The sequence below is a fragment of the Erythrobacter sp. genome, assembly GCF_040217515.1.
GTDB lineage: Bacteria > Pseudomonadota > Alphaproteobacteria > Sphingomonadales > Sphingomonadaceae > Erythrobacter.
In genome coordinates, this window is the sequence record NZ_JAVJPT010000001.1 from 118,155 (window position 1) to 139,367 (window position 21,213).

Genomic DNA, 21,213 nt, shown 5'->3' on the forward strand with positions numbered 1-21,213 from the left:
ACGGGGCGATCTGTGCTGCCGTCAAAGTGCCGAGACGCGCTTCGAGAGGCGCGACATCTTGCGCGCAACAGTGTTCTTGTGAAGTACGCCGCGGGCCACGCCGCGCTGCATTTCCGGCTGGGCTGCCCGCAGGGCATTCGCTGCCGCATCCTTGTCGCCCGCCTCGATCGCGGTCTCGACCTTCTTGATGAAGTTGCGGATACGGCTCATCCGGGCGGTGTTGATCTGCGCGCGGCGGTTGTTGCGGCGGATGCGCTTACGGGCTTGCGGCGTGTTGGCCATGTCGTGTCGTCTGTCTCGCGTCTTGGCGGAGCGACCTGTCGGCCGGCTCGCGGGTTCGGGTTGCGGTCAATGGATCGATCGGCGGTACCGGGACGCGCCAGTCCCATCGCCGGAAAACGCGGCTCATAGAACCGGATGACCTAAAGGTCAACGATTCCCTCGAGCATGCCTCAACGGCGGCTCAGCGCTGGCATTTCGGGCAGAACCACGTGCTGCGCCCCCCTTGCGCAAAGCGGCGAATCGTTCCGCCATCGTCGCGCCGACAGGCTTGTCCGGTTCGTCCGTAGACATCGAAACGGGTCGCGAAATAGCCCAGTTCTCCCGTCGGTCCGGCATAGTCGCGCAGGGTCGATCCGCCATCGCTGATCGAGGCTTCGAGCACCTCGCGGATAGCCGGGACGAGCCGGGCAAGCTGCGGCCCGGTCACCTTGCCGCCGGGCTTGCGCGGATGGATCCGCGCACGCCACAAGGCTTCGCAGACATAGATGTTGCCCAGTCCTGCGACGACTCGCTGGTCGAGCAGGCAAAGCTTTATTGCCTGTTTGCGACCGGAGAATGCGGCCTTCAGGTGCTCTGTGGTCAATTCCCCGCCCAGCGGCTCGGGGCCCATCGCGGCGAATCGCGGCCAGGCCGCAAGCGCCCCCGTCTCTATGAGATCGACCGAGCCGAAGCGGCGCGGGTCGCACAGCGCGAAGCGATGATCGGCGGTTTCGAGCATGAGATGATCGTGCGTGTCGGGTGCTGGAGGATCGATCCGCCAGCGCCCGCTCATGCCAAGGTGGAACACCAGGGTCCGCGCGCGATCGGTATGGATCAGGCCGTATTTCGCCCGCCGCGACAGCGCGATGACGCGCGCGCCGGTCATCACCTGCACGAGATCGGGTGGGAAGGGGCGGCGCAGGTCCGGCCGGTTGACCGTGACGCGCGTGATCCGCTCGCCTTCGAGGAAGCGGGCAAGGCCGCGTACGGTGGTTTCAACTTCGGGAAGTTCGGGCATCGGAAGGCTTGCGATTGGGCGGCATCGTAGCCGCGGGAAAAGAGCCCTCGCTTTCGCCCTGCGCGCTAGCGAACACAAGGCCTTTGCCCGCGGAGCGATTCACCCTAAGGCATGCGCCCATGAACGATACAGCCTCCGCCGGAACCGATCCCGGCCCCGAAACCGTTTCCTTCGGCTACGAGGACGTCACGCCTGAGGAAAAGACGCGCCGCGTGGGCGCGGTCTTCACCAGCGTCGCCGAGAAATACGACATCATGAACGATGCCATGTCGGCAGGCATGCACCGTCTGTGGAAGGACCGCTTCGTCAGGCGCGTGAAGCCGCAACCTGGCGAGCAGGTGCTCGACATGGCGGGCGGTACGGGCGACATCGCCTTTCGCATGGTGGCGCGAGGGGCGCATGTGACGGTCGCCGACATCAACCAGGAAATGCTCGATGTCGGTGCGGAGCGCGCCGTCGAACGCGGCAGCAGCGAGGACGAGGGCAGCCTGGTGTTCACCTGCCAGAACGCGGAGGAGGTCGAATTCGCCTCCAGCACCTTCGATGCGTACACCATCGCCTTTGGCATCAGGAACGTCACCCATATCGACCGTGCGCTCGCCGAGGCCCACCGCGTGCTCAGGCCGGGCGGGCGGTTCTTCTGCCTCGAGTTCTCCACCGTCGAGTGGTCCGGTCTGAAGCAGGCCTATGACCTGTATTCCGACCAGCTCCTGCCGCGCTTGGGTCAGGTGATCGCGGGCGATGCCGATTCTTACCGCTATCTTGTCGAATCGATCCGCAAGTTTCCCCGGATGGCCGACTTCGAGAAGATGATCGCTAAGGCGGGCTTTATGAACACCAGGTTCGAGCCGATCATGGGCGGGCTGGTGGCGATCCATTCCGGCTGGAAGGTTTGAACGGCAAGCCTGAGGGAACCTTTTCCCGCCTCTTGCGCAATGACCTGACATGACCGCACCTGCCATCCATCTGCTACGCCTCGCCAATTGGGGAACGACACTTGCCCGCCGCCGTGCGCTGGTGGGGATCGAAGAGGACCCCAACGCGCCGCCCGCGCTCAAGCGCTTGGTCAAGCTGGCGCGGCTCGCGACCTTTACGAGCGCAAAGGGTCCGCGCGATTACGCGGGGGCCTTTCGCGCCATCGGGCCCGCGGCGATCAAGCTCGGCCAGTCGCTCGCCACCAGGCCCGATCTCGTCGGCGAGGAGGCGGCGCATAACCTGCTCAGCCTGCAGGACAATCTTCCGCCGGTCCCCTTCGACGAAATCAGGGAGCAGATCGAGGCGAGCTTCGAGCAGAAGCTCGAGGACCTTTTTGCCGAGGTCGATCCGGTGCCGGTGGGGGCGGCCTCGATCGCGCAGGTCCATAAGGGCGTGACGAGCGATGGCCGCAAGGTCGCGATCAAGGTGCTGCGCCCCGGCATCCGGCAGAAATTCGCGCGCGACATCCAGACCTATGAATGGGCCGCAGCCCATGTCGAGGCGATGGGCGGCGAAGCCTCGCGCCTGCGCCCGCGACTGACCATCGCCAATTTCAAGCGCTGGTCGAATTCCGAACTCGACCTGCGCCGCGAAGCTGCTTCGGCGAGCGAACTTGCCGAACAGATGGCCGGTGTCGGGGGCTATCGGATACCCGAGATCGACTGGGACCGAACCAATGGTCGCGTGCTGACGATCGAGTGGATCGACGGGGTCAAGATCTCGAACACTGCGGCGCTCGCCGAGCGTGGGTATGACCTGCCTGCGATCGCCGAAAAGCTCGTCATCAGCTTTCTCACTCAGGCCATCAGTGCCGGTTTCTTCCATGCCGACATGCACCAGGGGAACCTGTTCGTGGAAGGTGACGGAACCATCGTCGCTATCGATTTCGGTATCATGGGCCGGATTGACCGGCGCGCGCGGCAATGGCTGGCGGAAATCCTCTATGGCCTGACGACAGGCGATTACCAGCGCGTCGCCGAAATCCATTTCGAGGCGCAATACGTGCCGTCCTATCATTCGGTCGGCGAATTCGCGACTGCCCTGCGCGCGGTGGGCGAGCCGATGCGCGGCAAGCCGGTCAAGGAGCTTTCCGTCGGCCAGATGCTGGACGGACTGTTCGCCATCACCCGCGATTTCGATATGCAGACGCAGCCCCACCTGCTGCTGCTTCAGAAGACTATGGTCATGGTCGAAGGGATCGCAACCCAGCTCAATCCCGACATCAACATGTGGGACACTGCTGCGCCATATGTCCGCTCGTGGATCAGGGACGAGCTGGGACCCGAAGCCGCGCTGGCTGACCGGGTGAAGGAGGATACGGAAACGCTGATACGCCTGCCCGGCCTGATCCGGCGGCTGGAGGAGAAATTCCCGCCCAGGGGCGGCGCTCCCGAACCGCCTCCGCTGCCCGATATCCGCCTCATTACGGAGAGGCGCGAAAGCGAAGGCGGCGGCGGGTCGATCCTTGGCTACCTGCTGGCGGGCGCGATCGGCGCGGGCGCGACATGGGCGCTGGTGGCGACCGGGCTGCTCGGCTGACGCTTCAGTCCTTTCGTTGGGAGAAAGCCCCGCTCGGCAGTACGCGGCTGGCGATCAGGATCAGAATTACCGTCACCGCCTCGACCCCCATCGGCATCACCCAATTCACGTAGAAACCATCGACCACGAGGCTGTAGGCGCGGGCGAGGAAAGTCAGCCCGAAGATCGCGCCCGCTACCAGCAGGAAATCGCCGCGCCGCTTCCACGCGCCGATCAACAGGCACCCGCCGGCGACGACGAAATAGGCGAAGAAATCGCCCCGCAGGCTGGAGAGCCCTTGTGCACCGCGGGGGGTCAATCCGAAACTGCCGCCCATAGCCGCCGGGTCGACGAGGAACGATCCACCTATGACGATGAAGACTAGCCCGGCCAGAAACACGGCGGCGCGCAGCAGGGTGATGGTCATGGCTTCTGTCCTTTCGCAAGGTCGCCGCCCCTTATGAGCCCATCGCGCGGCCTGTCACAAGCCATTTGGCGCACGGGCTCCCGGGCTGTATAAGCGAAACCTTAACCATGCCCGGCGCAAGGCGATTTGTGGCCCTTGGCGGCAAGGGGTCTGGCGGCTAGGTGGAAAGGCGGGCGATGCAGCGGGAGCCATCCCGCCGCGACAAGGAGATACGGGACGCGATGAGCGGCTCTGGACCGAAAATCCTGCTGGTCGTGGGCGGCGGTATCGCTGCCTACAAGTCCTTGGAACTTATCCGCCTGATCCGAAAGGGCGGAGGCGATGTCACCTGTGTCGTTACCAGGGGCGGGCAGCAATTCGTCACGCCGATGTCGCTTGCCGCGCTTTCGGAAAACCAAGTCTATACCAGCCTGTTCGATCTCAAAAACGAGGTCGAGATGGGCCATATCCAGCTCTCGCGCGAGGCCGATCTTGTCGTTGTCTGCCCCGCCACCGCCGATCTCGTCGCGAAAATGGCGAGCGGGATCGCGGACGATCTTGCGACCACTTTGATTCTCGCCACCGACAAGCCGGTCATGGCGGTCCCGGCGATGAACGTGAAAATGTGGGAGCACGAGGCGACCCAACGCAATCTCGAATGGCTGCGGCAGGCGGGAGTGACGGTGCTTCACCCTGACGAGGGCGCGATGGCCTGCGGCGAATTCGGCTATGGTCGCCTGCCCGAACCGCAGATGATCTGGCACGAGATCGCGGCCCATTTCGGGATCGAGGTCGAGGAACCAGTCCCCGTTCCCGGCGCCGCACAGGTCGCCGCAGCGAACGATCTCGCCGAAGCGCAAGAGGAAGACGGCGATGCCGGGCACGGCCTTGGCGGGCTGCTGTCGCGCATAATCCCACGCTCGACGCCCAAACGCACGCACGAGGATATCGAGGCCGAATACGACGAGGTGAAAGGGAGCGAACAGGCTCTCGAAAGCGAAGGCGGTGAAGAATTCCCCGCAGAAGACGATGCGCCGGAATTCAGGCCCGATCTTGGCGGCCCGCTGCTCGCCAAGAAGGGCGGCGCTTCGGCTGCCCCGCCGCTCGATCCCCGCGCGCTCAACCACGAATTCGACGAGCGCAAGGCTCCGCCCGAAGCCTTCGAGCCCGCCGCGCCTGCGGGCGCCGCAGGCGACGGACCCGGCGCAACGGGCTATGATATCGATCCCTCGCATCGACCGCTCAAGGGGCGCCACGTGCTTGTCACCGCCGGCCCGACCTGGGAGGCGATCGATCCGGTGCGCTACATCGCCAACCGCTCGAGCGGGAAGCAGGGTTTCGCCATCGCAGCCGCCGCCGCGGCCCTGGGTGCCCGGGTCACGCTGGTCGCGGGTCCCGTCTCCCTCCCCACGCCCGAAGGCGTGACGCGCCTCGACGTTGAATCCGCCGACGACATGGCGAAGGCGGTGAAGACATCGCTGCCCGCCGATGCTGCGGTGATGGTCGCGGCTGTTGCCGACTGGCGGCCCAAGGAATATCGCTCGGACAAGATCAAGAAGCGCGGCTCCGCCCCGCCCGCGCTGATGCTGACCGAGAATCCCGACATTCTCACCAATCTCGCCGCAGGCAAGGAGAGGCCCGAACTCGTCATCGGCTTTGCCGCAGAAACCGACGATGTTGTCGATAATGCGCGGCGCAAGCGCAAGCGCAAGGCGGCCGACTGGATCGTCGCGAACGACGTGTCAGGCGATGTCATGGGAGGCGATGACAATCTCGTCCATATCGTGAGCGAGAGCGGAGTCGAGACGCTCGAGCAGATGCCCAAGCGTGATGTGGCGATGGCGCTGGTCGAACGGATCGCCTCGACGCTCAAGGCCGAAGCCGCCGAATGACGGGCGAGGACACGGTCCCGGTCGAATTGAAGCGCCTGCCGCATGGGCAGGGGTTGGACCTGCCGTGCTATGCCACTGCGGGAGCGGCCGGGATGGATGTTGTTTCGGCCGAGGATGTGACCATCGCACCAGGTGAGAGGCACCCGGTCGCGACCGGCCTCGCGCTAGCCATCCCGCCCGATTACGAAATCCAGGTGCGCCCGCGCTCCGGGCTGGCGCTTAAGCACGGCATCACCGTGCCCAACACGCCGGGCACGATCGATTCCGATTATCGCGGGGAATTGAAGGTCCTGCTGATCAATCACGGCAGCGAACCTTTCGAGATCGCGCGCGGCGATCGCGTGGCGCAGTTGGTGCTGGCTCCTGTCGTACGGGCCGGTTGGCGCGAAGTCGCCGAACTCGATTCGACCGCGCGCGGCGAGCGGGGTTTCGGTTCGACCGGCGGCCACGCGCGTCTTTGATCGCCCGCTATTCAGTCGGGTGGAACCCCTGCCCTCGCGCAAGCAAGGGGGGCAACGAAAAAGGCGGCGCTGATCCCTTGCGCCGCCTTTCCCTCCCATCCGGGTTGCAAGTCCCGACCGCGATCGGTCAGTCGATTGCCTTCACCTTCTTGGTATCGTCGTCGCGGATCGTGATGCGCAGCGTCTCGCCCGAATTGCCCGGGAAATCGGTGAAGATCGCGTCCACCAGGTTGGGAACGAGCGTCTGCAGCCGGTTCGATCGCGAGACAGCTTGGGCCTGGCCTTCGAATAGGCGTTCGCCGGTCGCGGTCGAATCGATCTTCATCTCTACTCCGCTGGTATAGACCGTATAGCTGCGTACCTGCGGTCCGGCGAGCCACGGATCGTAGAAGCCGAAGCCCCATCCGCGAGAGAAGCCGAAGCCACCGAAGCCGCCCCAGCCGCCCCATGGGCCGAAGGCTGGGCCAACACCGACATTGGTCGAACGCACGCGCGTGCGCCCGGTGTCGACATCGTAGTCGAACCGAACCAGCAGGCTCGCCTCGGACGGCGATGCGGCGCGGGTGTAGCCGAGTTCGGTCAGTTCCTGCGCGACGAGGTCGGCATACATCGCGAATTCGAGCCCGCCGGCCAGTTTGGGATCCTCTGCCACCACGGCGAAACTTTCGCCCTGCGGTGCGGGAAGCTGCGCGGCGAAGCGCGAGACATCGGCTTTGAAGGGAGTCGCACAGGCCGCGAGGCTGCCCGCAAGGGCGAGCGCGAGCCCGATGCGAACCGGAGCCGTGTAGGAGCGTTGATGCGGGTTCATGATAGAATGTGTCATGGCATACCTTCTGCGAGTTCACCAGTGCCTTGTGCCTAGTCCGGCAGACCGCCGCTCATGCCTGTTCCCCGCATGGGAGAGGTGTTCTTGCCGGGCGTGGCGGTCCACCTGTTCCCGGCGGCTCTTGCGTCAGCCTCGATCAATCCTGCGACATGGCCGGTGCGCGGATGCAGCACCGTCATATGACCCTTCTACAGGCCGGGCCTGAACCATTATTGAACGCTTTTACTGCCTCGCCAGTCGGAAAATGCCCCACAATCAGGCATTTCCTTCACGGTTGCATGCGCCAAGGCTCAGCCTCGAACGAGGCCGAGTGCGCGATAGGCCGCATCGAGCGTCGGCACGCCCCGCTCGCGCGCCCGTGCGGCCCCGCGCGCGAGGATCGCATCGAGCGCTTCCTCGTCGGCCTTGAGGTCGCGGAAGAGGGCATTGATGGGGGCGAGGGCCTCGACGAGCGCCTCGCCGAGCCTCGGCTTGAACGCGCCGAATCCCTCGCCGCCATGCTCGGCGAGGACCTGCGCGGTGCTCTTGTCCGTGAGCGCGGCATAGATCCCGACGAGATTCCGCGCCTCCGGCCGCTCATCTAGGCCCTTTTCCTCGCTCGGCAGCGGTTCGGGATCGGTCTTGGCCTTTTTGATCTTCTTCATGATCGTGTCGGCATCATCGACGAGATTGATCCGGCTCATGTCGGAGATGTCGGACTTGCTCATCTTGGCCGTCCCGTCGCGCAGGGACATGATCCGTGCGGCGGCGGGAGGGATATAGGGTTCGGGCAGGGTGAAAAGCGGTGCGTCCTCCGGACAGAAATCCGTGTTGAATTTCTGTGCGATGTCACGGGCGAGTTCGAGATGCTGCTTCTGGTCCTCGCCCACCGGGACGTGCGTCGCCTGGTAAAGCAGCACGTCAGCGGCCTGAAGGACAGGATAGGTGAACAGCGCGACCGACTGGCCCTCGCGGTTCTTGCCCGCCTTGTCCTTCCACTGGGTCATGCGATTGAGCCAGCCCATCCGCGCCGTGCCGTTCAAAAGCCATTGCAATTCGGCGTGGGCGGGGACCTGCGCCTGGTTGAACAGCACGGTTTTCGCCGGATCTACCCCGCAGGCGACCAGTGTCGCGACCATTTCGCGCGTCGCCTCGGATAGCTCGGCTGGGTCATGCGACATCGACAGCGCGTGAAGATCGGCGAGAAAGATGAAACACTCACCGCCCGCAGCATCGGCCTCGTGCTGCAGCTTCACGTAATTGACGATCGCGCCGAGATAATTGCCGAGATGCGGCTTGCCGGTCGGCTGGATGCCGGAGACGACTCGCATTGTCATGTCGCTTTCTTCGTTAGGGTGGCGATGCGCCGGCGGTCGATCGCGCCGACTGCGAAGGCGATTGTGAAATAGACGACGGCCGCTGCGCTGACGAGCGCCAGCAGGGCCGCGAGACGGGCAATCACGCCTGCCGCGAACCAGTCGGTTAGCAGGTCGCGGGCGTAGAACAAGGCCGCGCCCATGGCGGCGGCGGCGAAGACCTGCCGCGCGATCCGCAGCAGCAGGCCGACCGGAATGGCGTAATGGCCGCGCCGCGCCAGCACGATCAGCAGGAAGGCGACATTGATCCAGGCCCCCACGACGCTGGCAAGGGCGACGCCGACGACGCCCAGCGTATCGAGAACCGTCAAACTGACGGCGATGAACACGCCGAGCGAGATGAACGCCGCGACGACCGGAGTCTTCGTGTCGGCGCGGGCGTAGAAATTGGGCACCAGCACCTTGACCAGAACATAGGCAGGCAGGCCCAGCACCAGGACCGCCAGCACTTCGCCCGTCGCCGCCGCATCGGCAAGGTCGAAACGCCCGCCCTGGAAAATCATGATTACGAATGGCTCGGCACAGATGGCCAGCGCCACCGCTGCCGGGATCGTGAGCAGCATGGCGAGCTCGATCGCGTCCGACTGAACCCGGTCCGCCCCCTCCTTGTCCTCGCCTCCGACATATTTCGACAGGGTCGGCAGGATCGCGGTCGCCAATGCGATGCCGATAATGCCGAGGGGAAGCTGGTTCAGCCGGTCGGCATAATTCATGAAACTCACAGCCCCGTCCTGCAGCTGATTGAGGAAATAGAGCTGGATCAGCGTGTTGATCTGGTAGGCCCCGCCTCCGATCGCGGCCGGCAGGGCGATCACGGCAAGGCGCTTCACCTCGGGCGTGATGCGTGGCCATATCAGGCGCGGGCGGAACCCCTCCACCCGCACCCAGTAATAGAGCCAGGCAAGCTGTACGACCCCGGCCCCGACCACCGCCCAGGCGACACCGTATGCGATGTCCCGGACATTCGCCCCTCGTGTCACCGCTAACCATTCTCCCGCCAGCAGCGCGGCGATCAGGACGAGGTTGAGGATGATCGGGAAGCTCGCCCCCGGAGCGAAGCGCGAGACCGAATTAAGCATGCCCGTGAAGAGCGTCACGAGGCTGACAAGGACGATGTAGGGAAACATGATCCGCGCGAAATCGACCGCGAGCGGATAGGTTTGCGGGTCGACCGGCTTTTCGGACAAAAGCCAGATCACTCCCGGCATGGCGAGCTCGAACAGCGCGGCCAAAAGGATCAGGACCGGCAGGAATACGCTCAGCACGTCGGCCGAGAAGCTGCGCGCTTCCTCCAGCCCTTTCTCGGGATCCTCGCTGCCGTTCAGGCGCTTGGAGAACATCGGCACGAAAGCCGCCGAGAACGCGCCTTCCGCGAACAACCGGCGAAAGACATTGGGGATGATGAAGGCCTGGAACCAGGCATCCGTCACTGCATTCGCGCCGAGCACGCGCGAGAAGATCATTTCTCGCGCCATTCCGGCGACGCGGCTCAGCAGCGTGAGCGAGCCGATCGTACCGACATTCCTGAGCAGGCTCACGCCCTCAGGCTCCCCGGCCGGCGCGCGTCAGGCGTCGCTGCCCGGCGCCGGGGTATCGCCAGCCGCTGCACCCTGCTCCTGCTGGCGGCGCGCATTGAGCTGCTGGACATAAAGGCCGTTGAAATCGATCGGATCGACCACCAGGGGCGGGAATCCCGCATCGCGCACGGCGTCTGCCACGACCCGGCGAGCGAAGGGGAAGAGCAGGCGCGGTGCCTCGGCGTAGAGGAAGGCGTGGCCCTGCTCCTCGGGAATGTTGCGCATGCCCACAAGCCCGCAATAGGCGAGTTCTACGAGATAGAAATTGCCCTTCTCGCCGGAGGCCGTGATGTTGATCTTGAGCGTTACCTCATGGACTTCCTGCCCGACCGGATCCGCGCCGATATTGAACTGCACATCGATCTTGGGCTGGTCCTGCCATTGATAGACGTCGGGCGCGTTCGGATTCTCGACCGACAGGTCCTTTATGTACTGCGTCAGGATCGCGGCTGCGGGGTGGTTGTCCGCGCCGTTCGCTCCGGGCTGGTTGTCGAGATTGGTGAGGACGTCGCCTTCATCGGCCATGGGAAAAGTCTTTCGAATAGGATATGGTCATTGCTCGCGGCATGCGTGGCTGTGCGGACGGCCAGCGAGCCTGTGGCGCGCGCGTAGCACCGGTGCAGCAAGGCCGCAACCTGACACGGTCGCGATGGATGTGGCATGTCGGGCCAAACCGGAGCGCGCCAATAGCGCTGCGCAGAAGCGCGGGAAGAAGGAAATGGCATCAGACGCAGCGAAAATGCGGCAATTTGCAACCCATTCGGCGTTGGCGAATTGTAATTGATGCCTATTTCGGGCACGACAGGGGTTCATGAGTTGCGCTTGCGGGAGGAGCGGGGGCGACCACCAATCAAGATCGGGTATCCATTGTGATCGTAGAAATCGTTATCCTCGCCATGATCGCCGCCTTTCTCGGCTTGCGGCTGTATTCCGTTCTCGGACGCCGGGCCGAACACGAAGAGGAATCGATCCCGCAGCGCTTCGATTCGGGCAAGGACGACGCACAGCGTCCTGCCCAGCCGCCGCAATACGCGCCCACAGCGCCGCAGCGCGTGGTCGAGATGGACGGCGTCATGCCCGCGGTCGAACGCGGCATCCGCGAGATCGCGCAGGCGGACAGTCGCTTCGACCTGCCGCAATTCCTCGCCGGGGCGAAGGGGGCCTATGAAATGGTGCTCGAGGCGTTCTGGAGCGGAGACCGGGAAACCTTGCGCGAATTGTGCGATGACGATGTCTATGAAGGCTTCGTTGCCGCTATCGACGCACGCGAGGAAGCGGGCGAGAGCGTCGACAACAAGCTCATCCGGATCGAGGAAACGCGTATCCATTCCGCTTCGCTCGACGGCGGGCGGTCGGGTCGCACGGCGCGCATCGCTGTCCTGTTCGTGGCCGACATCGCGGCCGTGACGCGCGACAAGGACGGTAACGTCGTTGCCGGCTCGCTTGACGATGCAATCGAGAGCCGCGACGTGTGGACCTTCAGCCGGAATGTCGCATCGAAGGATCCCAACTGGCTGCTCGACGAAACCGACGAGGGTTAAGGCGCCGCATCCGTGCGGGAGCGCGCGCGAGGCTCACGGGAATGGACAATGGGCAGGTCGGTTGCACTGGCTCTATTGCTGATGCTGACCGGATGCGCTGCAATCCCCGATAGGGGCGCACCTGGCGGAGCAGCCCGATTTTCGCCCCCCGCCCCGATCATTGCCAGCGCCGCAATGGCCGGAATCGCGCGCGGGCCCGCCATCGACTCGCTCGGGCTCGCTCGAAGCAATGCGGCTGCCGCCCTCGCTTCGTTCCGGGAATCCTGTCCCAAGCTTCTCGCCCGCGAGGATGCGAGCGGTCTTGCTGCTCCGGCCGACTGGCAGAACGCGTGCGATGCCGCACGGAGTTGGCCAGCCGCGCGTGCCGGTTCGTTTTTCGAAACCCATTTCGGCGCGGTTCGCGTCGGGCGCGGCAGCGCCTTCGCCACCGGCTATTACGAGCCAGAAATTCGTGCCAGCCGCACTCGCCGCCCGGGTTTCACAGTGCCCGTCTACGCCATGCCTCCCGATCTCGAGCGCGCTTGGCCCCGCGATGCAGCGTCTGAACAACGCACCGGCAGGCCCCCGCTCGGTCGCTTCGATGAAACCGGCACCTTCGTTCCCTATTACAGCCGAGCCGAAATCGAGGACGGCGCACTTTCGGGACAGGCCCCGGTGATCGCGTGGGCGGCCGACCGGATCGAACTGTTCTTTCTCCAGATCCAGGGATCGGGGCGCCTGCGTACCCCGGAGAGCGAAATCATCCGCATCGGCTATGCCGGGCAGAACGGGCGCGGCTATACGAGCATCGGATCGATCATGCGCAAGCGTGGCCTGCTGGGCGATGGACCGGGGCAATATCCCGGCTCGATGCAGGGTATCATGGCCTATCTGCGCGACAAGCCGGAGCAGGGCCGAGAGCTCATGCGGATGAACGAAAGCTGGGTTTTTTTCCGCGAATTGACGGGAGACGGACCGATCGGCGCCCTGGGCGTGCCCGTCCGGGAGCGTGTGTCACTCGCCGCCGATCCGCGCTTCGTGCCGTTGGGCGCACCGGTGTGGCTCGATCTCGACCGAGACGAGGCAGATGGCCTCTGGATCGCGCAGGACACGGGCGGGGCGATCAAGGGCGCGAATCGTTTCGACACGTTCTGGGGCGCAGGTAAGCAGGCTCGCTTCACGGCGGGTACGATGAGCGGGCGGGGCGAGGCGCTGGTGCTTCTTCCTTGGCCGGCGCTCGATCGTCTCTGGCGGGCACGATGAGCGCGCCGCGCGGCCTTTCCCCGGAGGAGCAGGCCGCCTGGGCGCGCCTTGCGGAGAGCGTCACCCCGCTCGAAGGGCGCGAGGTGCCCGGCGTGGGAAAAATCCCGGCCGCCCCGATCGCCTCGCGGAAACAGCAGGGGCCGAAGGCGACTCCGACCAAGCCTGCTTCTGCGGGGGTTCGGCCTGGCATGGCGCGAGCGGCGCGGCCCACCGCTTCGCCCCCGCCGCGCGCAAGTTTCTCTTCGGACCTCGATTCGCACTGGAACCGGCGGCTCAAGGCGGGACGGGTGACACCCGACCTGACACTGGACCTGCATGGCCACACTCTCGACATGGCACATGCGCGGATCATGAACGGGCTCGATCAGGCGCGGGCGATGGGCGCGCGGGTGGTGCTCGTCGTCGCCGGGCGCGAGCGGCCGGTCGACCCCGCGGACCGGATGGAGCGGCGCGGGGCGATCCGGGCGAAACTGCTCGACTGGCTCGCCGCCAGTCGCCACGCCGACAGCATCGCCGCCGTGCGCCGCGCGCATGTCAGGCACGGCGGCGAGGGCGCGCTCTACCTTGTTCTCAAACGCCCGCGTTAAGCAAAACTTAGCGCCAGCCGGCGCGCTTGCCCCTACTGGACAGGCAAACAACCGCTTGCCATGGTCCGGCCACCGAAGAACAGGGGGAAATCAGTGAAGATCAAGCATTTCGCCGCGCTTGCGGCTGCGTCTCTCGTTGTCTGCGGGACTCTTTTGGGCGCACCTCAAGGCGCCGCGCAGACTGAGGCCGAGCCGTGGAACGCATTGTCGATCGACGACATCACCACCGTCTCGACGCGCACGCTCACCGAGAGGGTGCTCGAAGAGGCGAGCGTTGCCGAACTGCGTGAAGCCACCGAGAGAGGCGATGCCCGCGCGGCCTATTTCCTGGGCTATGTCTACAAGCGCGGGCTCGGCGGGGTCGAGGTCGATCTGGAGCGCGGTTACGGACTGGCCGAGCGGTCCTGCCAGCAGGGTGACCGGCGCGGCTGCGTCTCGCTCGCCTATACCCTGTTCAACGGCAATGGCGTGGCCGAAGATGTCCCGCGCGCACTCGAGCTGTTCGAGACCGGCTGCCGTGAAGGGATCGCCTTCGCTTGCGTCACGCTCGCCTCGATCCACCAGAACGGCACCAACGGGGTCCCCACTTCACCCGTCAAGGCGCAGCAGTTCAGGGTCGAAGGATGCGTCGGAAATTATCCGCTCGCGTGCCGTTATGCCGGGGACGGGCTGCGGCGCGGCGAAGGGATTGCCAAGAGTTACGATGGGGCACACCCTTTCTATGCGGTCGGTTGCAAAGGAGGAGACGGAATCTCTTGCTTCTATGCCGGGGCGACACTGGTGGAAATCCGCTCGCCGAGAGATCCCTCGATCTACCCGCAGGTAAGCTCATTCTACCGGACTGGCTGCGAGCGCGGTATCGGGGCGGCGTGTTACAACATGGGCATCATCTTCAACGAAGGCCGGCACGGGCAGGCGCGCAGCACCCTGAAGGCGGTGCCGTGGATGGAGAAGGCGTGCGAGCTCGATTACGACAACGCCTGCTACAATCTTGGTTCGTGGTTCATTGACGGTCGCGCCGGGCGCAAGGACGGACGGCGCGCGATCGAGTTGCTCGGACCGCTTTGCCTGCGCGACGACGAGCCGGACCTACAGGCCTGCAACAATGCTGGAACCGCCGCCTATCGCGGGTCGGGCATGGCCGCGCCCGATTACGACACGGCGCGGACCTACTACGAACACGCCTGCCACATAGGCTCGCTGATCGCCTCGTGCCGGACGCTGTCGGACATGTTCCGCGATCGGCAGATCGAACCCGACTATGCCGGGGAGCGCGAATGGATCGACGTCCAGTTGTGTCTCAAGGCAGGCGAAACCGATTACTGCGATCCGCGCACTGCACAGCACAGGCTCTACAACCTGGCCCGCGAGGAGGCCTATGGCGAGGCTCAGATCGCATCGGCCAAACTGTGCTCAAAGGGCGACGGGCTCGGCTGCAAGTTCCAGAACATCCTGCTCGCCTGCAAGAACCGGCCCGAAACGCGCAAGGTGTGCCGCAGAATCTTCGAGTGATGCGCCCTGTCGGGCGGCGCGCCGATATGCGCACCGCCTGTCCGTGTCATCCGAACAGCCAGGTGTTCATCATCCGACCCGGCATGGCGAAAGCGACGAGGCCGGGAATGGTGAGCGCGCCGAGGAAAAGGATCAGCACTTCCTTGCGGTGGGTCTTTATATCGCCCCGGCGTGCGGCGGTGACCAGCTTCCACGAGGCGGCGAGGGTGAGCGGTACGAAGACTTGGATCGGGCTGATGTGAAGCGCCCCGCCCCCCTGTCCGATGAACAGCGCGGCGAGCGCCGTCGTCACCATCAGGCCGACCCAGACCCTGCCGAGTGTCCTGTGCAGCCTCCCGCCCTTACGCGACAGGAGCAGCCAGCCGCCGAGCGGGATTGCGGGCAGGACTGTCGCGACATGGACGATGATCGCCAGTTCGCGGACATTGGAATGGTAGGGTGCGATGCCTGACAGGCCCCGCACAAGGGCTATGGTCGCGGCGGCGCTCATTGCGAGGGCGACAAGCGCGACCAGCCGGCGAAGGCGCGGCGAGAGGTCGAGGCCGGAGCCGGCCGACGGGTGTGAACGTGTCCTGTGCGAAGGCGTTGCGTGATCGGCGGTGCTTTGACGGGCAAGGCGGTTGGCAAGTGTCGTCATCATCGCAGGCTTCCTTTCGGTTGGATTTCGGTCGGGCAATGTCGATGACGAGGGAAATGCCGCAGGCCCCGTCGCGGGCAACCTGTCCTGCGCGAAATGTTCATCGCTTGCGCGAAAGGATGTCGCGTACGCCCCGATCCAGCGCGACTTGCCACTTTACGAAGCGCGAACCGGCAGGGTATTTCAGGCCATGGTCGAATTTTCCGTCTCTTCCGGAAACGACTCAGCCGAGCGGCGTGCGCCGTTCGTGCGCCGCTTGGTGATCGACATTGCGATCATGACGGCAGTGGGGGTTTTCCTTGCGATAATCGGCCCGTTCGGCAGCATCGGAATGCCGCTCGCCTGGCGGCTCGTGACCTGGCTGGGCTTCGCCTATGCGGGCTATGCGATCTATCGCCCGATGGGTTTCCTGGTCGACCGGGCCGAAGCCGCGCTGGACCTGCCGCGCCCGGCGCTGTGGTTCGCTGCGACTCTCATCGCGACGATTCCGATGGCCGTCCTCGTCTGGGCGGTCAGCCACCTGCCCGGACCGATCCCCCTGCCGGGATTGGAAGAGGGCCTTGTTCACTATTTCTATGTCCTGGTCGTGGGCGGGGGCGTGGTGTTGCTGTTCCATGCGCTCCGCGACAAAGGGGATGAGCGCCAGCGGGACGATCCCGGCAAGTTGATGGGCGACCGGCTCGATACAGCCATCGCCGATCAGGACCCTCTGCACGTCGTTGTCCCGTCGCAGGCAAGCGGCAATCCGCTGCTCGACCAGATACCGGCGGAGCTCGGCAGCGAGGTGATCGCGCTTGAGATGGAGGACCACTATGTGCGCGTTCATACCGCGCTGGGTTCGGACCTCGTGCTCATGCGGATGCGCGACGCAGTCGCCCATCTCGCCGGCTGGGACGGGCGACAGGTCCATCGCAGCTGGTGGGTCGCGCGCGGCGCGGTCGAGGATGTCAGGCGCGAGGGGCGCAATGTGCGCCTGATCCTGCCGCGCGGGATCGAGGCCCGGGTTGCCCGTGCGCAGGTCGCCGAATTGCGCGATGCGGGCTGGTTTTGACGCAAGAAAAAGGCCCCCGGGACCATCTCCCGGAGGCCTCTTCACTCCTTACACGGTGCCTCAAGCGTGGTATTTCGCGTAAGCCACGTCGAAGCGGTCGGCGTTCATCACTTTCGTCCATGCCGACACGAAATCGCGCACGAAAGCCGCCTCATTGCCCATCTCGGCATAGTGCTCGGCCTGCGCGCGCAGCTGCGAGTTCGAGCCGAAGACGAGGTCGGCCCGCGTCGCGCGCCAGCGTTCCTTGCCGGTCTTGCGGTCCGTGCCGACATATTCCTCATCGCCGCTGTCTTCCACCGGGGCCCATCTCGTCCCCATGTCGAGCAGGTTGACGAAGAAATCGGGCGTCAGCGCGCCGGGATTTTCGGTCAGCACGCCGTGGGAGCGATTGCCGCTCACTGCGCCCAGCGCCCGCATCCCGCCGACCAGTACGGTCATCTCGGGGATGGACAGGCCGAGCAGGTGCGCCTTGTCGATCAGCATGTCCTCGGTCTTCACGTCGGCCTTGCTGCGCAGGTAGTTGCGGAAGCCGTCGGCGAAGGGCTCCAGCGGTTCGAAGCTCGCCGCATCGGTATGCTCCGCGCCCGCATCGCCGCGTCCGCCCATGAATGGGACGGTGATCTCAATGCCCGCATCCTTCGCCGCCTTCTCGACCGCCGCGCTGCCTGCGAGCACGATCGCATCGGCCATGCTCATGTCGCCGCGCAGCTCGTCGAGCTTGCCGAGCACCTTCGCCAGTTCATCGGGATCGTTCGCCGCCCAGTCCTTCTGCGGAGCGAGCCGGACGCGCGCGCCGTTCGCGCCGCCGCGATGGTCGGAGCAGCGATAGGTCGAGGCCGAGGCCCAGGCCGCCTTCACGAGTTCGCTGACCGTCAGGCCGCTGTCGAGCACCTTGGCCTTGAAAGCGGCGACTTCGCCATCGGACGGGGCCTTTCCGGCTGGGACCGGGTCCTGCCAGATCAGGTCCTCTTGCGGAACTTCCGGGCCGAGATAGCGGACCTTTGGCCCCATGTCGCGGTGGCACAGCTTGAACCACGCGCGGGCAAAGGCATCGTCGAGAGCCGCCTGGTCATTCAGGAAACGCTCCGAGATCTTGCGATATTCCGGATCGCGCTTCAGCGCCATGTCGGCGGTGGTCATGATCGTCGGGACCTTCTTCGACGGATCGCGCGCGTCGGGCGCCATGTCCGCCTCTTCGGGGTCGATCGGGGTCCACTGCCACGCGCCCGCGGGTGATTTGACCAACTCGTATTCGTATTTGAACAGCAGCCGGAAATAGTCATTGCCCCACTCGGTCGGGTTGGGGGTCCACGGCCCTTCGATGCCCGAGGTGGTGACGTGGCCGCGATCGATCTCGTCCTGGTCGTTGAGCCAGCCGAAGCCCATCAGGTGCAGGTCCTCACCCTCCGGCGCGCGGCCGAAGGTGTCGGAAGGCTCCGCACCGTGGCACTTGCCGAAGGCGTGGCCCCCGGCGGTGAGCGCGACGGTTTCCTCGTCGTTCATCGCCATGCGCGCGAAGGTTTCGCGCATGTCACGCGCCATTCCTTCGGGATCGTGCGGGTCGCCGCCCGGTCCTTCGGGATTGACGTAGATGAGCCCCATCTGGATCGCGGCGAGCGGGTTTTCGAGCGCCATGCCTTCCTTCGGCTGGATGCGCGTGGCGACGCCTTCGTTCACCCACTGCTCTTCGGTGCCCCAATAGGTGCTTTCGGGCTCGAACACGTCCTTTCGTCCCCCGCCGAAGCCGAAGACGGGACCGCCCATGCTCTCGATCGCGACATTGCCGGCAAGGATCATGAGGTCGGCCCAGCTGATATGCTTGCCGTACTTGCGCTTGACCGGCCAGAGTAGGCGGCGCGCCTTGTCGAGATTGCCGTTGTCGGGCCAGGAATTGAGCGGGGCGAAGCGCTGCTGGCCGGAGCCCGCTCCGCCGCGCCCGTCGCCGGTGCGATAGGTGCCCGCAGCGTGCCACGCCATGCGGATGAAGAAGGGGCCGTAATGCCCGTAATCGGCCGGCCACCACTCCTGGCTGTCGGTCATCAGGGCGTGGAGGTCCTGCTTCAGCGCGGCGTAGTCGAGCGCGTTGAAGGCCTCGGCGTAGTCGAAATCCTCACCCGCCGGGTTCGCGCTGCGCCCGCCCTCGGTCAGGATGTCGAGCTGCAGCGCCTCGGGCCACCAGTCGCGGTTGGTCCGGCCCAGCAGTGAGCGCATCGCATTGCCGTGGATCGGGCAGCCGCCCATTTCGCCAGTTTTAACGTCCATTATGCTCTCCTCTCTCGATATCCCCCGTTTTCGCCCGGGGACTCGGCTTATCCGAGTTTGATGGCAGGAGGATGATGGAGTCGTTTTGATCTGTCCAATCGATTAAAACACGAAGTTTGATCGAGTGAAATAATCATTCGGGCTGCCTTTGCGCTCCGGGTCCCCGCTTTCGGGGTATGACAGAAGAAGCAGGCGCAAACGAAAACGGGCTCCCGAACGAGAGCCCGCAAGCGCGTCCGCGCGCCCGCAGGCGCCCGGAACGAAGTGGGGGAACGGCGCCGATGAGGCTCGCCCGGATGGGCGAGCCCGAAGCAAGCTACGCCGCCTGCGCGATCTCCTCGACCGGCTCGTTGCGGATGAGATAGTCGAACGCGCCGAGACCTGCGGTCGCTCCCGTGCCCATGGCGACGACGATCTGCTTGTCCTTGATCACGGTCGCATCACCCGCGGCATAGATGCCGGGCAGGTTGGTCGCGCCGTGTTCGTCGACGACGATCTCGCCGTATTGCGACAGTTCGATGCCCGTGTCCTTCAGCCATTCGGTGTTGGGCACGAGGCCGATCTGGATGAATACGCCTTCGAGCTCGATGGTGCGTTCCTCGCCGCTCTCGCGGTCCTTGAGGACGAGGCCGTTCACGCGGCTCCCGTCACCGGTGATCTCGGTGGTCTGGCCGTTCACGATGATCTCGACATTGTCCATCGAGCGCAGCTTCTTCTGCAACACCTCGTCGGCGCGCAGCTTGGTGTCGAATTCTATCAGCGTGACGTGGCCGACGATGTTGGCGAGGTCGATCGCCGCCTCGACGCCGGAATTGCCGCCGCCGATCACCGCGATCCGCTTGCCCTTGAACAGCGGGCCGTCGCAGTGGGGGCAATAGGCAACGCCTTTGTTGCGGTATTCCGCCTCGCCCGGAACGCCGAGGTTACGCCAGCGCGCGCCCGTGGCGAGGATCAATGCGCGGCCTTTCAGCACGGCGCCGTTCGACAGTTCGAGCTCGTGCATCCCGCCCTTTTCGGATGCGGGACGCAGGGCCGTGGCATTGGCGAGGTCCATCACGTCGATGTCGTATTCGCCGACCTGCGCGCGCAGGTTGTCGGTCAGCTTAGGGCCTTCGGTGTAGGTCGTGCCCGGCAGGTTCTCGATCCCGAGCGTGTCCATCAGCTGCCCGCCGAAGCGTTCGGCCGCGATGCCGGTGCGAAAGCCCTTGCGCGCTGTGTAGACCGCCGCAGCCGCGCCCGCCGGGCCGCCGCCGACGATCAGCACCTCGAACGGATCCCTGGCCGAAAGCTTGGCCGCCGCCTTGGCGTCGGCACCGCTGTCGACGCGCGAAAGGATCTCGGCGAGCTCCATCTTGCCGTTGTAGAACACCTCGCCATTGAGGAAGGTCGCCGGCACGGCGAGAATGTCGCGCTCCTCGACCTCGTCCTTGAACGCGCCGCCTTCGACCAGCGTCGCGGTGACGTTGGGATTTTCCAGCGCCATCAGGGTCAGCGCCTGAACGACATCGGGGCAGTTGTGACAGGAAAGCGAGAAGAACATCTCGAAATCGAGCTTCGCGTCGAGTTCGCGCACCTGCTGGAGAACGTCGTCTTCCACCTTCGGCGGATGGCCGCCGGCCCACAGCAGCGCCAGCACGAGCGAAGTGAATTCGTGACCCATCGGCAGGCCGGCAAAGCGCACCGATGATGCCGCATCGTCCGCGCGGCGGATCTCGAAGCTCGGCACACGACCATCGGTCCCGTCGAAACGCGCGGTGACGAGATCGTGCAGCGCGGCGATCTCGTCGATCAGTTCCCGCGTCTGCGCGCTCTTGTCATCGTCGCCGACCGTCGCGACCAGCTCGATCGGCTGGCGCAGGTTTTCGAGATATTGCCCGAGCTGGGCCTTCATGTTCTGGTCAAGCATGATGCGGTGCCTTTCCTGTGCGGCAGGACTTGCCAAGCCTCGCTAAAGGCGCAGCGTCCTGTTGATAGTGCGGGGTGTCGTATTCGTAACGGCCCCCTCGTGCCTTGCTCCCGATCAATCCGGCTGCGCGGAAGCGCTGAGCCGTAAGGGAGCCAGGCGTGAGACCGGAAGACCGCCACCCCGCTT

The 21,213-nt window shown here is 65.1% G+C and carries 19 protein-coding genes; 9 read left to right on the forward strand and 10 right to left on the reverse strand.

Translation table 11 applies throughout. From position 1 onward, the window contains the following. Positions 1-21 precede the first annotated feature (21 nt). The gene (gene rpsT / locus RIB52_RS00605; protein WP_350171843.1) at positions 22-282 is read right to left on the reverse strand and encodes a 30S ribosomal protein S20; all 261 of its coding nucleotides are present in this window, start codon (positions 280-282) and stop codon (positions 22-24) included. Positions 283-463: 181 nt separating this feature from the next. Beyond that, positions 464-1,279 (reverse strand): bifunctional DNA-formamidopyrimidine glycosylase/DNA-(apurinic or apyrimidinic site) lyase, encoded by an 816-nt coding sequence (gene mutM / locus RIB52_RS00610; RefSeq protein ID WP_350171845.1) that lies wholly within the window; start codon positions 1,277-1,279, stop codon positions 464-466. Positions 1,280-1,398: 119 nt separating this feature from the next. Between mutM and RIB52_RS00615 the strand changes: the two genes are divergently transcribed. Further along, complete coding sequence (locus RIB52_RS00615) at positions 1,399-2,175, forward strand: class I SAM-dependent methyltransferase (protein ID WP_350171847.1); 777 nt, start codon at positions 1,399-1,401, stop codon at positions 2,173-2,175. 49 nt (positions 2,176-2,224) lie between these two features. Beyond that, positions 2,225-3,793, forward strand: a complete 1,569-nt coding sequence (gene ubiB / locus RIB52_RS00620) for a 2-polyprenylphenol 6-hydroxylase (RefSeq protein ID WP_350171849.1) — start codon at positions 2,225-2,227, stop codon at positions 3,791-3,793. Positions 3,794-3,797: 4 nt separating this feature from the next. Here ubiB and RIB52_RS00625 read toward each other — a convergent pair whose 3' ends face one another. After that, on the reverse strand, positions 3,798-4,199 hold the full coding sequence (locus RIB52_RS00625) for a DUF4345 family protein (protein WP_350171851.1): 402 nt from the start codon (positions 4,197-4,199) through the stop codon (positions 3,798-3,800). A gap of 221 nt (positions 4,200-4,420) precedes the next feature. On the opposite strand from RIB52_RS00625, the gene RIB52_RS00630 reads away from it, so the two are divergent. Both RIB52_RS00630 and dut read left to right on the forward strand, forming a co-directional pair. Next, positions 4,421-6,070, forward strand: coding sequence for a bifunctional phosphopantothenoylcysteine decarboxylase/phosphopantothenate synthase (locus tag RIB52_RS00630; RefSeq protein ID WP_350171853.1), 1,650 nt, complete (start codon positions 4,421-4,423; stop codon positions 6,068-6,070). Further along, positions 6,067-6,531: a dUTP diphosphatase gene (gene dut, locus RIB52_RS00635; protein ID WP_350171855.1), complete on the forward strand. Its 465-nt coding sequence runs from the start codon at positions 6,067-6,069 to the stop codon at positions 6,529-6,531. Before RIB52_RS00630 ends, dut begins: the two co-directional genes overlap by 4 nt. A gap of 127 nt (positions 6,532-6,658) precedes the next feature. Here dut and RIB52_RS00640 read toward each other — a convergent pair whose 3' ends face one another. The 4 genes from RIB52_RS00640 to secB all read right to left on the reverse strand — a co-directional run bounded on the left by RIB52_RS00640 (position 6,659) and on the right by secB (position 10,814). After that, positions 6,659-7,354, reverse strand: a complete 696-nt coding sequence (locus RIB52_RS00640; RefSeq protein WP_350171857.1) for a DUF4136 domain-containing protein — start codon at positions 7,352-7,354, stop codon at positions 6,659-6,661. A 293-nt stretch (positions 7,355-7,647) separates the two neighbouring features. Continuing rightward, complete coding sequence (gene trpS / locus RIB52_RS00645; protein WP_350172010.1) at positions 7,648-8,667, reverse strand: tryptophan--tRNA ligase; 1,020 nt, start codon at positions 8,665-8,667, stop codon at positions 7,648-7,650. Positions 8,668-8,669: 2 nt separating this feature from the next. Then, positions 8,670-10,250 carry a murein biosynthesis integral membrane protein MurJ gene (gene murJ, locus RIB52_RS00650; protein ID WP_350171859.1) on the reverse strand — a complete coding sequence of 527 codons (1,581 nt, stop codon included), beginning with the start codon at positions 10,248-10,250 and terminating at the stop codon, positions 8,670-8,672. A 27-nt stretch (positions 10,251-10,277) separates the two neighbouring features. Further along, a complete protein-coding gene (gene secB, locus RIB52_RS00655) occupies positions 10,278-10,814 on the reverse strand; it encodes a protein-export chaperone SecB (RefSeq protein WP_350171861.1) in 537 nt (178 codons plus the stop codon). 344 nt (positions 10,815-11,158) lie between these two features. On the opposite strand from secB, the gene RIB52_RS00660 reads away from it, so the two are divergent. From RIB52_RS00660 to RIB52_RS00675, 4 genes are all read left to right on the forward strand, one after another. Next, positions 11,159-11,830, forward strand: a complete 672-nt coding sequence (locus tag RIB52_RS00660; RefSeq protein WP_350171863.1) for a Tim44/TimA family putative adaptor protein — start codon at positions 11,159-11,161, stop codon at positions 11,828-11,830. 48 nt (positions 11,831-11,878) lie between these two features. Beyond that, the gene (gene mltA, locus RIB52_RS00665; protein WP_502879431.1) at positions 11,879-13,072 is read left to right on the forward strand and encodes a murein transglycosylase A; all 1,194 of its coding nucleotides are present in this window, start codon (positions 11,879-11,881) and stop codon (positions 13,070-13,072) included. Next, positions 13,069-13,659 (forward strand): Smr/MutS family protein, encoded by a 591-nt coding sequence (locus RIB52_RS00670; protein WP_350171867.1) that lies wholly within the window; start codon positions 13,069-13,071, stop codon positions 13,657-13,659. The genes mltA and RIB52_RS00670 overlap by 4 nt, the downstream gene beginning before the upstream one ends. A gap of 93 nt (positions 13,660-13,752) precedes the next feature. Then, positions 13,753-15,171 (forward strand): tetratricopeptide repeat protein, encoded by a 1,419-nt coding sequence (locus RIB52_RS00675; RefSeq protein ID WP_350171869.1) that lies wholly within the window; start codon positions 13,753-13,755, stop codon positions 15,169-15,171. A 46-nt stretch (positions 15,172-15,217) separates the two neighbouring features. Here RIB52_RS00675 and RIB52_RS00680 read toward each other — a convergent pair whose 3' ends face one another. After that, complete coding sequence (locus RIB52_RS00680) at positions 15,218-15,811, reverse strand: DUF2306 domain-containing protein (RefSeq protein WP_350171871.1); 594 nt, start codon at positions 15,809-15,811, stop codon at positions 15,218-15,220. Between the two features lie 187 nt (positions 15,812-15,998). On the opposite strand from RIB52_RS00680, the gene RIB52_RS00685 reads away from it, so the two are divergent. Beyond that, positions 15,999-16,859 (forward strand): LytTR family DNA-binding domain-containing protein, encoded by an 861-nt coding sequence (locus tag RIB52_RS00685; RefSeq protein ID WP_350171873.1) that lies wholly within the window; start codon positions 15,999-16,001, stop codon positions 16,857-16,859. A 60-nt stretch (positions 16,860-16,919) separates the two neighbouring features. On the opposite strand, the gene katG is transcribed toward RIB52_RS00685, so the two are convergent. Both katG and ahpF read right to left on the reverse strand, forming a co-directional pair. Beyond that, entirely contained in the window at positions 16,920-19,121 is a 2,202-nt protein-coding gene (gene katG, locus RIB52_RS00690) for a catalase/peroxidase HPI (RefSeq protein ID WP_350171875.1), read from the reverse strand. 316 nt (positions 19,122-19,437) lie between these two features. Next, positions 19,438-21,027 carry an alkyl hydroperoxide reductase subunit F gene (gene ahpF, locus RIB52_RS00695; RefSeq protein WP_350171877.1) on the reverse strand — a complete coding sequence of 530 codons (1,590 nt, stop codon included), beginning with the start codon at positions 21,025-21,027 and terminating at the stop codon, positions 19,438-19,440. Positions 21,028-21,213 lie beyond the last annotated feature (186 nt).